This is a genomic window from Streptomyces sp. NPDC107765, from assembly GCF_055657085.1.
Map to the genome: position 1 here is coordinate 130496 of NZ_JBVKBL010000009.1, position 11712 is coordinate 142207.

Below are 11712 nucleotides of genomic sequence, written 5' to 3' on the forward strand. Positions count from 1 at the left end.
CGGGCGAGCCTGGTGGCGAAGGGAAGGGACCTCACTCATGACTCGCATCGCCATCAACGGATTCGGCCGCATCGGACGCAATGTGCTGCGCGCACTGCTGGAGCGCGACAGCGCCCTCGAGATCGTCGCCGTCAACGACCTCACCGAGCCCGCCACTCTCGCCCGGCTGCTTGCCTACGACAGCACGGCGGGCCGTCTCGGGCGCCCGGTGACCAGCGAGGGGAACACCCTCGTCGTCGACGGCCGCCGGATCACGGTGCTGGCCGAGCGCGAACCGGCGCAGCTGCCGTGGGCGGAACTCGGCGTCGACCTCGTCCTGGAAGCCACCGGCCGCTTCACCTCGGCCAAGGCCGCCCGCGCCCACCTGGACGCGGGCGCGAAGAAGGTGCTCGTCAGCGCGCCGTCGGACGGCGCCGACGTCACGCTCGCGTTCGGGGTCAACACCGACGCCTACGACCCGGCCGTGCACACGATCGTCTCGAACGCCTCCTGCACCACCAACGCGCTCGCGCCGCTGGCCGCGGTCCTCGACGAACTCGCCGGCATCGAGCACGGGTTCATGACGACGGTGCACGCCTACACGCAGGAGCAGAACCTGCAGGACGGCCCGCACCGCGACGCCCGTCGCGCCCGGGCCGCCGGCGTCAACATCGTGCCGACCACGACCGGCGCCGCCAAGGCGATCGGTCTGGTGCTGCCGAACCTCGCCGGCAAGCTGTCGGGCGACTCGATCCGCGTACCGGTGCCGGTGGGCTCGATCGTCGAACTCAACACGACCGTCGCCCGCGACGTGACGCGCGACGACGTGCTCGCGGCGTACCGCACCGCAGCGCAGGGACCGCTCGCCGGCATCCTCGAGTACTCGGACGACCCGCTCGTGTCGTCCGACATCACGGGCAATCCCGCCTCCTCCATCTTCGACTCGGCCCTCACCCGCGTCGACGGCCGCCACGTCAAGGTGGTCGCCTGGTACGACAACGAGTGGGGCTTCTCGAACCGCGTGATCGACACGCTCGAACTCCTCGCCACCCGCTGACGGGACGCCGGGGCGGTACCCCCGCCCCGGCGACCGCGCCGACCGGCACGTCCTTCGGGCGCTCCGGATCACCAGATGGAGAAGGTTTCCGCCCACCACGGCAACCCCTGAGTCGTAGGGGCCGCCGCCGTCGAACCACGACGGCGGCAGCCCTTCCGGCAGGTTTCAGCCCTTGCGGGGGGAGAAACTGCCGTCGGCATCGCCGTGGGCCGTGCAGTCCGTGTCGCGGTAGCGGTCGACGAAGGTGCCGGTGAGGCCGGTGAACGCGTCGTATGTCTGGTCCAGGGGCAGGTCCTTACTCACCCTGAACCGCAGCTGCACGTGGACGGACTCGCGGGGCTTCAGCGTCTTCGGGCCGGGGATGGTGCCGCGAGCCTTTCCATCGGCCTGGCGCAGCGTCTTCCAGGCGCGCTGCGAGGTGTCCCAGTACTGCAGATCGCCGTACGGGCTCAGGTCGCGCTCGCCCTCGTTGTAGACATAACTGCCCAGCTTGCCGCTGAGTTCGAACGACTTCAGTTCCTTCGCCGAGGCGTTGGTGAGCGTGGCGGTGTAGGTCGTCCAGTGAGTGCCGAGAGCGATCGACTTGGGTATGCCGAACGAGCGGCCCACGAAGGTGTTGTTGTGGTACTGCCCGTGGGCGGTGTCGAGGTCGTAGCAGGTGGGGATTTTCGCGGCAGGGGCCGCCTGGGAGGCGGGCGCGGCCGCCACCGTCACGGGGAGCAGGGCGGCCGTCGCGGCCGAGAACGACAGGGCGCGGCGCAGTTTCATGAAGATCTCTTCCCGGTTCTTCGGACCCTTGGAGCCTTGGATTCCAGTGTCAGGCGTTGAGTGGTAAGGCTGGGGATCCTTGGGTTGGCAGGTGCTGAGGGAGTTGGTGGGGCTTACGCGGTGATGTCCGTGGCGCCCGGACCGGCCACGCCCTTCCGGCGGCGCACGCCGATGACCGCACCCGCGCCGGCCACCATCGCGGCTCCGCCGGTGAGAGCGATCGCCGGGAGCGCGGGCGAGGAGCCGGTCGCGGCGAGGGCGCCGCCTCGCGGGCTGAGGCCACCGGTGGAATCGGAACCACCCGTACCGCCGCCGGCCGCGGCGCTCTGGCCGGGCTCGGCCGTACCACCCGGCTTGCCCGGCTCACCCGGCTTGGTGGTCGGGGGATGCGTCGGCTTCGCGTTCGCGGGGAGGATGGTGAAGTCGTACCAGGCTTCCTTGGCCGAACCGCAGGAACCGTCGCGGTTGCGGTAGTCGCCGGCGGCGAGCGCGTAACCGGCGCCGGGCTTGGCGTCCTTGACCACGCGGGTGCGCAGTTGGAGCGTGAGGGTGCTGCGCGGACCGACGGGGAAGAAGCCGAACAGGTCGTCGGGCTCCGCGTCATGGAAAGTCTTCCACCGCCCTGTCTTGGCGTCGCGGTACTCGGTCTCCAGCTCCCAGTACGGTCGGTCGACGTCTTCGGCGGAGGACACGAGCAGGAAGGGCTGGACCTTCTCCAGAGCCTTGCCGGTGGTGTTGGTGAGCGTCATGGAGAAGGGGGTCCAGGCACCGCCCGCGGTCAGCTGGCGCGGCAGCCCGTGGACGGCCGCGGGTAACTGGTCGGACTCGAACGCGCAGGACTGACCCGCACCATCGGAATCCCCGGCGCCCTTGCCTCCACCGGTGGCGCCACCAGCGCCGGTGGTCCCCTCAGTGGTCCCTTCGGCGGTCCCAGCGGCTTTCGGCGGCTTCCCCGGCGCGGGACGGGCGGCCCCGTCGCGGTCCTGGGATGCCGAGCCACCGGCACCGGCTTCGCCCGGGCGCCGCGGCTCGTCCGGCTTACCCGTTCCGCCGCCGCTCGTTGCGGAATCCGCCGACCGGTCCGCCGGTGTCGCGGCACCGGGGGAGTCGGGAGAGACGGGCGTGCGGGGACCGGCCTCGGCCACCGGCTCCGTTGCGAACGCGGCGGCGGGCGCGGCCAGTACGGCGGCGGGCGCTATCACGGCAGCCGCTGCGGCGGCCGTCAGGGCGCGGCGAATCTTCATCCGGCAGACCTCTCGGATCCCAAGTGCCGTCTGGCGGCACAGGTTGACGTTCGTGACGTTCAGGTCGTGCGTGACTCATGGTGTGTGTGAGTGTGCATGCAGATATGGGGTACATGCGCACACCTGCTCCCTGTATGACCGCTTGCGCCACGAAAAGGTTCCACACTCAAGTCACTGAAGTGGCATATAGGGTGGGAAATGTCGCGGGATTTCCGTTGATGTCCGAGGTCCGCCTTCAGTGATCATCAAGCGGTGAATCATGGTGGATCATGGCTGGTGATGGTAGGTGATAGTGGGTGATACCTCGCCAGTAACTCGCCTGCGGTGACTGGGAGTTGCGCGCCCCGCTCATGCCCCGGGTCGTTACCGGACGGCCGGGCCGGGTCAAGTCGGTCCGAGGTGCCCCGGATCGACCGGGCGATGTCCGTCAGAGCTTGCGGCACAGCAGGGCGTCCGGTGTCCCGCCCTTGGCCCATGCGTGGGTGAAGGCGATTCCTGCCGCGAACTCGTCAGTTCGGCACTGGCCCTTGTAGGTGCCCTGCGCGAACTCCCCGCCCGGGCCCCCGGCCGGCCGGTCGTCGCCTCGGTCGAACCAGACCGTACGGCCGTCCGTGCCGAGTGCACTGCGCGCCTCGGCGCACAGCACGCCCGAGACCGCCTGGCCGCGCACGCTGTAGCCGATCATGAACTGGCCGAGCCCGCACTGGTACTTGGTGTAGCCGCGCGCCCAGTCGCCCTGCTGGACGTGGCGTTCGTCGTGCACGACGCTGAGCGCCGGGTCGGTCCCGGCGAGCCCGGCTGCTCCGGCGTCGGTGCACAGGCCACGCCCGTCGCGGTGTGCCAGGCCGATGAGGCGCTGTCCGTCGGGGCAGACCCCCTTGCGCGCTCCCGGGTCCCAGTCCCCTTGCGTCCGTACCCGCGGTGACTGGACCGCATCGGCGTGGTCGAGGTTCAGCATGTTCCAGGTGTCGGAGACGGCGATCTGCCCCGTCTTCTGCGGCGCGGCCACCAGGCGCTTCCAGTCGGCCGTGCGCCAGTCACCGCCGTCCAGGATGCCGGAACGTCGTCCGGCGGTGTCGAAGTTGATCATCGACCAGGTGCCGTGGCCGATCCAGCCGACCAGGGGCCAGTAGGCGAAGTCGGTGTCCTGGCCGATCAGGTAGTCCACGAAATTGCCGAACCAGGCGCGCGCCTGCGGGTTCGTCTCATCCCTGCCGATGCCGAACTCGCTGACCCACAGCGGTGCGGTGTAGTGGCGTCCGGCCTCGGTGACGTAGAACGCCTGGCGCTGCAGGGTCGCGAACAGATCCTCGCGGGAGAGTTCCTGGTAGCGCGGGTCGTGGGTCTCGCCCATTCCGGTGGCGCCGGTGTGGTTCGGTCCGGTGTAGCCGTAGAAGTGCGCCGAGTACACCAGCTTGTGCGAGGCGACGAGGGTGTGCGACAGAGTGCGTACCGGTTCGAGCGTCGGCCGCCAGTGGAACAGCCCGTCGGCCGGAATGCCTTGCCAGTTGATGCCCTCGACGACCACCAGCAGATCGGGATTGGCCTCCGTGAGCAGACGGTCGCCGAGGTGCTGGGAGGCGGCCCACCAGTCGTGGTTGTCGCCCCAGTTCCAGTTGGCATCGTCGGTGACGGTCCGGCGGACCTCGTTGTACAGGTCGGCTCCGACGACGCGCTTGTTGTCCTTGTAGCGGCGGGCGAGCGAGATCCAGTCGTCCTCCCACTGAGCGGTGGACTGACTGGTGTTCCAGCGTTCGTTGCCGTCCAGGCCGCAGCAGAAACGCGACGTGTTGGTGTGGTTGTTGAGCACCACCGCGAAGCCTTCCGCGGTGGTGGCGGCGACCACCTCGTCGAGGACCTGGAGTGGGGTCTTACCGCGCAGTTGCGGGTTAGCGGCCACTGATGAGTCCGGGACGGGGCGCTTGTCGTGCAGCATCTCGTTCGAGAACGGCAGCCGGATGCTGTTGATACCGAGTTCGTGGAATCCGGCGAGGATCTTCGGTATCGGAGCGCGGTCCAGGCCGAGCGGCATCTGGTCGGACTTCTCGCCGTCGTGGTGGTTCGCCGGGTCGGTGATGTCTCCGGATCCGTTCCAGGAGCCTTGGGCACCATGCCAGTTGGCCGACTTGAGCTTGAAGCGGTTGCCGTCAGCGTCGACGATGTAGCGGCCCCGGGTGCTGAGCGGCGGGCGCCACGAATCGATGAGGGCATTCGACTGGACGACCGTCGGGGGTGCGGGGCGCGGGGCCGTCGACGCGGCTGCTCCGGGCGCGCCGAGCGCTCCGAATAACAGCGCCCCGACGAGCATCGCCGGCAGCAGGGGTCTTCTCATGGGGTCCCTCCGAGGTTCGTGGGCCGGAGCGCGGGCACGGACTTGCCGAACGCCGCGGACCGAAGGGCAGATACGTAAACGGGTCGCGTGTGGGGGAGCGGTGGTGCTGCCCCGGCTCGGGAAGGCGCCGGGGTGGTGCGGCCCGGGACTGAGTAGAACGGATCGGCCCAGGACGTGGGGCATCGGCACATCATTTCCGCGCCGCGCGAAGTCCGCCAGCCCTTGAAGGCCGTAGATCAGCCGCCACACAGAGTCATTCAGCGACGTGAATGTCGTCGTGAATGTCGTCGTGGATGTCGTGGTGGAGGCGTCCTGGAGGCCGTCGTGGATGCCACCGCCCTGTAGGAGGCTGCCCAGGAGGACGCCTTGCCGTAACCGCTCGACGGCTGACCGGGCGAAGGCGGGCAAGGCGCGGGCGGCGTACGCGTCGACGTACGAGCAGGGGGAGACGGCCCGCGGCAGGGCGCTGCGGAATCCAGGCACGGGCCCGACGCCGCCACGCCCACTCGGCCGCCGTTGTAGTCGGCCGGCCGCCCACCGCGAGCTGTCCGCCGACGCCGCGGTCCAGGCCCAGCACCGCACGCAGCAGCGTCGTCTTGCCTTCACGCTGGCCGTCGCCCCCTCTTATTGCGCATATATTGCAGTTACAGTTATAGTGCAGAAAGGGTGGGCCGATGGGTGCGGCAGTGGTACTCGGGATCGAGTCATCGTGCGACGAGACGGGCGCCGGGATCGTGCAGGACGGAAAGCTCCTCGCCCACGTCGTGGCGTCGAGCATGGACGAGCACGCCCGTTTCGGCGGTGTCGTGCCCGAGATCGCCGCTCGGGCCCACCTGCATTCCTTCCATCCGGTCGTCCGCCGGGCCCTCGACCAGGCCGGGCTCCGGCTGAGCCAGATCGACGCGGTCGCCGTCACCACCGGCCCCGGTCTGTCCGGCGCCCTCCAGGTCGGCGTGGCCGGCGCCAAGTCCCTCGCCTACGCGGCCGGGGCACCGCTCTACGGGGTGCACCACCTTGCCGGGCACGTCGCCGCCGACACCCTGGAGCACGGCCCGCTGCCCACCCCCTGCGTGGTGCTGATCGTCTCCGGAGGGCACACCTCACTGCTGCTCGTACGCGACCTGGTGCGCGAGCCGATCCTGCACCTCGGCGACACCCTCGACGACGCGGCCGGCGAGTGTTTCGACAAGGTCGCACGGATCCTCAGTCTGCCCTACCCCGGCGGCCCCGCCATCGACCGCGCGGCGCGCGACGGCGACCCCCGCGCGGTCGACTTCCCCCGCCCCCTGACCCGTCCCGGCAACGACCCGTACGCCTTCTCCTTCTCCGGTCTCAAAACGGCCGCCGCCCGCTGGGTCGAGCAGTACCGCCTCCGTGGCGAGGAGCCGCCCGTGGCCGACGGAGCCGCCGCCCTCCAGGAGGCCGTCGCCGACGTGCTGACCCACAAGGCACTCGCGGCCTGCCGGGCGTACGACGTGAAGACGTTGATCGTGGTCGGGGGAGTGGCGGCGAACTCGCGGGTGCGGGGTTTGGCGCAACAGCGGTGCGCCGCCGCCGGCGTTGAGCTACGGGTGCCGTCCATGACGCTGTGTATGGACAACGGTGCCATGATCGCCGCTGTCGGTGAACTCCTCGTACGTGCCGGTGCTGAGCCCGCGCCGCTGGACGTGTCCATCGACCCGTCGGCGCCGCTGGAGTAGGCCGCCCTGACCCCGCGCGTGGGGTCCTTCGCGAGGGGAGCCTGATGGCCTCCGTGGTGCGATCGGTCTCCGGGCGGAGCCTGGATCCACGCGTTGCGACCCGCCGAGCGGCCCAGGGAGTATGTGGCGTTGACGACCGCCGACACCGTGGTGGTTCCGAAGGGCGCCGACGCGGCGGTATGGGCGGCGGCGATCGATACTGACGACGGGAGCCGTGGAGGAGCGGCTGGACGCCTACGTCACTGCCTTGATGGACGCCCTGGGCTGAGCCGAAGCAGCCCGGGGCGGGGACACGGCGGCGAGCGCCGGGCCCGGCTGCCACTTCCGGCAGCGGAGCCGATCGCATTCCCCCGCCGGGGCACCCCCGAGTACGGGCTGAGTCCCGGACTGACTCCCGGTCGACAACTCTGCGACACCTCCGAACCGGACGGCAATATCACCCGCCGTAACGGCACCCCAAGATCTGTGCCCGGTCAGCCCCAACCACCGTCCCTGGAAGGGGAATTCGTCTTCGGCGCAGACTCGCCCAGCGCGGCGAGGACGTCGCGGACGGTGTGGGCGAAGAGCGGTTCGGGGTCCGTCAGGGCGAAGTCGAGGTGGCCGAAGACCTCCACGGCTACGGCTCCGTACAGGCGGGCCCAGCAGGAGACGAAGACGTAGATGACCTCCAGGGGCACGGGTTCGCCGGAGAGGTGCTCGCGTACCTCCTCCAACTGGGCGGCCCAGGCCGGGTCGAGGTCGGTGGGCGGCCGGATGTTTCCGCGGCGCCACAGCTGGACCATCAGCTCCAACAGGATGCCGCCGAAGCGCCAGCTGGGGTCGTGTGCGGCGGTTCCGGGTGCGGTGTCGGCGTCCGTGAGGGGTTTGGCGAACAGCAGCCCGAACTCCTGGGGGTGGGCCAGTGCCCAGCTGCGCAGTTCGCGGCATGCCTCGCTCAGTTGCCGCCCTGGTTCGGAGGCGGGGTGGCGGTCGCGGGCCACTGCCAGAGCTGTGGCCAGCTCGTCGTAGAGGGACGAGGCCAGCGCCTGGATCAGGTCCCGGTGGGCGGCGTAGTAGCGGTAGAGGCCGGGCGCCGTCATGTTCATCTCGCGGGCGATGGCCCGCAGTGTGACGGCGGCCGGTCCTTCCTCGACCAGCAGTCGCCGGCCGGTTTGCAGGATCTCGGCCAGCGCCTCTTCGCGGACACGGTGACGACGCCTGCCCGTGGACGTTTCCGGAGTGCTCGGCACAGCGGTCTGCCCGCCTTCCGCTTGACAAAGTTAACACCTATCACTTTACCTTCTCTCGAAAGTTAACGGTGTTAGCAATCTCTTCGGGGGAGCCCCATGAAGCACGGCATGACATATGGAATCGTCCTGACCTACACCGTCAGCCCACGGTGGCTGGCACTGTCGCGTGCGGAGCGGAACGCGATGCGCGCGGCGCATCTGGAGCCGGTCTTCGCCACCTACGCGGACCGTGTGACGGCCCGCTTCTTCGACGCCGAGGCATTCACTGGACGCGTCTCGGACTTCGCCGTACTGGAGACCGATGACCTGGGCGCCTACTACTTCCTCGTCGAGGCCCTGCGCGACACCCCCGTCATCAGCGAGGGCTACCTCACCTTCGCCGACATCTTCCTGGGCGTCGAGGACGGCTTCCAGGCTTATGAGCAGGCCCTGTCGCACGGAGTGGTGTCGCACGAGGGAGGATCCCGGTGACCGCGCCCGAGAGGTTCGAGCGGCAGTGGCCGGTGCGGCTGCTGCGGGGCGCGGCGGTGCTGGTGCTCCTGGACACGCTCGTGCAGGCGGCTCTGGCCGGTCTGTTCGTGACCGGGGACCTCGACCTGCTGGCCTGGCACGCGGCCAACGCCGGCGTGCTGAGCGCGCTCACGGTCGTCCAGACCGTGAGCGCCTTGGTGGTCTGGCGTCGGCTGCGCGGACCCGGCTGGCCCGCCGCTGCCGGCGCGGTCCTGGTCGCCCTGGTGAGTGTGCAGCAGGGGTTGGGTGAGGCGCGGGTGCTGGCCGGGCACATACCGCTGGGCATGGCGGTCTTCGGCTGCGCGACGGCGCTGACGTACTGGGCGTTCACGTTCACCGGTCGCATCCGGCCGGTGGCGCCGGCGGGCCGGTCCGTGGGGGTGGCCGAGTGAGAGCCCGTGGGGTGAGTCGGCGCGGATTCCTGGGGCTGGCTGCCGGCGCCGGTGTGGGGGTGACGGTGGGCGCGGCCGGCTGGTCCCATCTCGCCGGGGCATCGACCGGGCGGGTCCTGGCCAGTGCGGGGCCGTTGCCCGAGCCGTTCGGTGTTCCGCTGCCGGTCCCGCCGGTGGCCCGGCCGGTGCGCAGTGAACGGGATGCGGATGTCTATGACGTCGAGCAGCGCGAGGGCCGCGTCGAGATCCTGCCCGGCAGGAAGACCCGGGTGTGGGGGTACGACGGCATCTTCCCCGGCCCGACCTTCGCCGCCCGCTCGGGTCGCAGGACCGTGCTTCAGGTGCGCAACAACCTCCCCGTGCCCACCGTCACTCATCTGCACGGTGGCGTCACTCCGCCGGAGTCCGACGGATATCCCACCGACCTGCTGCTACCCGCCGTCCGTTGCTCAACGGCACAGCCACACGGTACGCACGACGGCATGGTGGCCGGCCACGGCGGTCGGTCGGCCTTCGGCCACCGCAGCTACACGTACCCGCTGCCGCAGCGGGCCGCGACGCTCTGGTACCACGACCACCGCATGGACTTCAGTGCCCCGCAGGTCTGGCGCGGCCTGGCCGGCTTCTTCCTGATCGGCGACGAGGAAGAGGACCGGCTCCCGCTCCCCGGCGGCGACCGCGACATCCCGCTGATGCTGTGCGACCGGTCCTTCGAGGAAGACGGCTCCTTCCGCTACCCCACCCACGGCCACGACGCCTTCCCCGACGGAGTGCTCGGCGACGTCCAGCTCGTCAACGGCGCGCCCTGGCCCACCATGGAGGTGTCTGCCACCCGCTACCGCTTCCGCCTGCTCAACGCTTCCAATGCCCGCCGCTACCGACTCCGGCTGGAAGCCGAAGGGGGCAGGCTCGGGCGGTTCGTCCAGATCGGCAGCGACGGCGGACTGCTGGCCGCACCCAGGCCGCACAGCACGCTCGACATGGCACCCGGCGAACGCCTCGACGTCGTCGTCGACTTCGCCGACCACCCCGTCGGCAGCCGGATCACCCTGCGCAACACGGCGGGCGAAGGCGCCATGCGTGACGTCATGCGCTTCCACGTCGTGCGCAAGGCGAGGGACGACAGCCGCATACCGGCCCGCCTGTCCGCCTCCTTCGAGCAGCTCACACCGAGTGCGGCGATGCCGGTGCGGGTCTTCGACTTCCGCCGGACGCACACCGGCGATGACGACCGGCAGATGTGGACCATCAACGGCCAACCGTTCCGCACCGATACGGTCTTGGCTTCCCCGCGGCTGGGGAGTGTGGAGCGGTGGCGGTTCAGCAGCGACTTCCATCACCCCGTCCATGTGCATCTGGCCCAGTTCCAGGTCCTCGCCCGGGGCGGTAGACCGCCGGCTGCCGGGGACGCCGGCTGGAAGGACACGGTGGACGTGCGCCCCTACGAGGTGGTGGAGGTCCTCGTGCGGTTCGCCGGGTACCGGGGGCGCTACATGCTGCACTGCCACAACCTCGAACACGAGGACATGGCCATGATGGCCAACTTCCAGGTCATCTGAGCCTGTTCAGGGTGTTGGTAAGAGGTGCAGGGGGTCTGGGCGTTCGGCTCCTTGGGCCTGCGTCTACTTCCTCATGCTCCTCGGCAGAACACCCATCGGCGTCACCCTCGTCGGCCTGGTGTCTGACACCCTCATCGGCCTGGTGTCCGGCACCCTCGACGCCCGCTCGACCCAGATCCTCGCGGCAGCCTCCGCCGTGGCCCTCCCAGCACTGCTCATCGTGCGAACCCGACGACCGGACAGCACCAAGAATGCATGACGCGGCCGCGCAGGTCTGGGTCGGTGTGCAGCTGAGTCGGGGAGGTGGCGGTCGCCGGTCACGGTCACCGCAGCGAAGCCGGTCGGAATCGGAAGCGTACATGGTCATTTAGCTTGCTAGGATGCTAGCATTCGCCTTGTGAGTGATGAGGAAGTCAAGCAGTTCAACGTGTACCTGCCGATCGGGCTGATCAAGCAGGTCAAGTACCGCGCGATCGAGTCGGGCATGTCGTTGTCGGCGCTCGTCGCCGAAGCGCTGCGCGCCTACCTCGCCGACGACCACGGGAACCAACAGCATCCACCCAAGAAGGAGACCTGACATGACGACCGAAGGAATCGAAGCCGTGTTCCTGACGACGCACAACTGGGGCAAGGCGGCAAAGTTCTTCCAAGAGCTGGGTTACGAGCTGGACTTCGCGACGGACCACAACTCCGGCCAGCTGCGCAACGGCGACGGTCCCCACGTGTTCATCGCCGAGGTTCCCGAGGACCAAGAGCCTCAGACGCGGATCGTGCTGAAAGTGCCGGACGCAGACGCGTTCCGTCCCGACCCCGTCGTCGAGGTGGTCACGCCGTTCGAGGACACCCATTACGGGACCCAGGAGATGACCGTCCGCGACCCCGACGGACGGCTGTGGAGCCTCCAGGCTCCCGCCAAGAACTGACTGCGACGAAGGGGGAACA

Annotated in this window: 12 protein-coding genes and 1 pseudogene; 9 read left to right on the top strand and 4 right to left on the bottom strand. The window is 69.6% G+C overall.

The features are described 5' to 3' along the window. The first annotated feature begins 37 nt into the window (after window positions 1–37). Window positions 38–1036, top strand: a complete 999-nt coding sequence (gene gap / locus ACZ7MX_RS22750) for a type I glyceraldehyde-3-phosphate dehydrogenase (RefSeq protein ID WP_472134792.1) — start codon at window positions 38–40, stop codon at window positions 1034–1036. Between the two features lie 165 nt (window positions 1037–1201). On the opposite strand, the gene ACZ7MX_RS22755 is transcribed toward gap, so the two are convergent. The 3 genes from ACZ7MX_RS22755 to ACZ7MX_RS22765 form a co-directional block, all read right to left on the bottom strand. Continuing rightward, the gene (locus ACZ7MX_RS22755) at window positions 1202–1804 is read right to left on the bottom strand and encodes a hypothetical protein (RefSeq protein WP_472134794.1); all 603 of its coding nucleotides are present in this window, start codon (window positions 1802–1804) and stop codon (window positions 1202–1204) included. A gap of 113 nt (window positions 1805–1917) precedes the next feature. Next, the gene (locus tag ACZ7MX_RS22760; protein WP_472134796.1) at window positions 1918–3048 is read right to left on the bottom strand and encodes a hypothetical protein; all 1131 of its coding nucleotides are present in this window, start codon (window positions 3046–3048) and stop codon (window positions 1918–1920) included. 427 nt (window positions 3049–3475) lie between these two features. Continuing rightward, entirely contained in the window at window positions 3476–5380 is a 1905-nt protein-coding gene (locus ACZ7MX_RS22765; RefSeq protein WP_472134798.1) for a glycoside hydrolase family 5 protein, read from the bottom strand. 674 nt (window positions 5381–6054) lie between these two features. Between ACZ7MX_RS22765 and tsaD the strand changes: the two genes are divergently transcribed. Then, on the top strand, window positions 6055–7080 hold the full coding sequence (gene tsaD, locus ACZ7MX_RS22770) for a tRNA (adenosine(37)-N6)-threonylcarbamoyltransferase complex transferase subunit TsaD (RefSeq protein ID WP_472134800.1): 1026 nt from the start codon (window positions 6055–6057) through the stop codon (window positions 7078–7080). An 84-nt stretch (window positions 7081–7164) separates the two neighbouring features. Next, window positions 7165–7279: pseudogene (locus tag ACZ7MX_RS22775) on the top strand (aminoglycoside phosphotransferase family protein); the annotation flags it as partial. A gap of 274 nt (window positions 7280–7553) precedes the next feature. Here ACZ7MX_RS22775 and ACZ7MX_RS22780 read toward each other — a convergent pair. Beyond that, a complete protein-coding gene (locus ACZ7MX_RS22780) occupies window positions 7554–8309 on the bottom strand; it encodes a TetR/AcrR family transcriptional regulator (protein WP_472134802.1) in 756 nt (251 codons plus the stop codon). A 108-nt stretch (window positions 8310–8417) separates the two neighbouring features. On the opposite strand from ACZ7MX_RS22780, the gene ACZ7MX_RS22785 reads away from it, so the two are divergent. The 6 genes from ACZ7MX_RS22785 (at window position 8418) to ACZ7MX_RS22810 (ending at window position 11693) form a co-directional block, all read left to right on the top strand. Then, window positions 8418–8780: a darcynin family protein gene (locus tag ACZ7MX_RS22785; protein WP_472134803.1), complete on the top strand. Its 363-nt coding sequence runs from the start codon at window positions 8418–8420 to the stop codon at window positions 8778–8780. After that, window positions 8777–9211, top strand: coding sequence for a hypothetical protein (locus ACZ7MX_RS22790; RefSeq protein ID WP_472134804.1), 435 nt, complete (start codon window positions 8777–8779; stop codon window positions 9209–9211). Before ACZ7MX_RS22785 ends, ACZ7MX_RS22790 begins: the two co-directional genes overlap by 4 nt. An 11-nt stretch (window positions 9212–9222) precedes the next feature. Next, a complete protein-coding gene (locus ACZ7MX_RS22795) occupies window positions 9223–10770 on the top strand; it encodes a multicopper oxidase family protein (RefSeq protein ID WP_472134806.1) in 1548 nt (515 codons plus the stop codon). 118 nt (window positions 10771–10888) lie between these two features. Then, window positions 10889–11029: a hypothetical protein gene (locus ACZ7MX_RS22800; protein ID WP_472134808.1), complete on the top strand. Its 141-nt coding sequence runs from the start codon at window positions 10889–10891 to the stop codon at window positions 11027–11029. A gap of 138 nt (window positions 11030–11167) precedes the next feature. Further along, window positions 11168–11347, top strand: coding sequence for a ribbon-helix-helix domain-containing protein (locus ACZ7MX_RS22805; protein ID WP_472134810.1), 180 nt, complete (start codon window positions 11168–11170; stop codon window positions 11345–11347). A 1-nt stretch (window position 11348) separates the two neighbouring features. After that, window positions 11349–11693, top strand: coding sequence for a VOC family protein (locus tag ACZ7MX_RS22810; protein WP_472134812.1), 345 nt, complete (start codon window positions 11349–11351; stop codon window positions 11691–11693). Window positions 11694–11712: the final 19 nt, after the last annotated feature.

Coding starts and splice junctions, on each gene's coding strand:
- ACZ7MX_RS22765 (WP_472134798.1), bottom strand. CDS start 5,380: ATGAGAAGACCCCTGCTGCCGGCGATGCTCGTCGGGGCGCTGTTATTC.
- ACZ7MX_RS22760 (WP_472134796.1), bottom strand. CDS start 3,048: ATGAAGATTCGCCGCGCCCTGACGGCCGCCGCAGCGGCTGCCGTGATA.
- ACZ7MX_RS22785 (WP_472134803.1), top strand. CDS start 8,418: ATGACATATGGAATCGTCCTGACCTACACCGTCAGCCCACGGTGGCTG.
- gap (WP_472134792.1), top strand. CDS start 38: ATGACTCGCATCGCCATCAACGGATTCGGCCGCATCGGACGCAATGTG.
- tsaD (WP_472134800.1), top strand. CDS start 6,055: ATGGGTGCGGCAGTGGTACTCGGGATCGAGTCATCGTGCGACGAGACG.
- ACZ7MX_RS22755 (WP_472134794.1), bottom strand. CDS start 1,804: ATGAAACTGCGCCGCGCCCTGTCGTTCTCGGCCGCGACGGCCGCCCTG.
- ACZ7MX_RS22810 (WP_472134812.1), top strand. CDS start 11,349: ATGACGACCGAAGGAATCGAAGCCGTGTTCCTGACGACGCACAACTGG.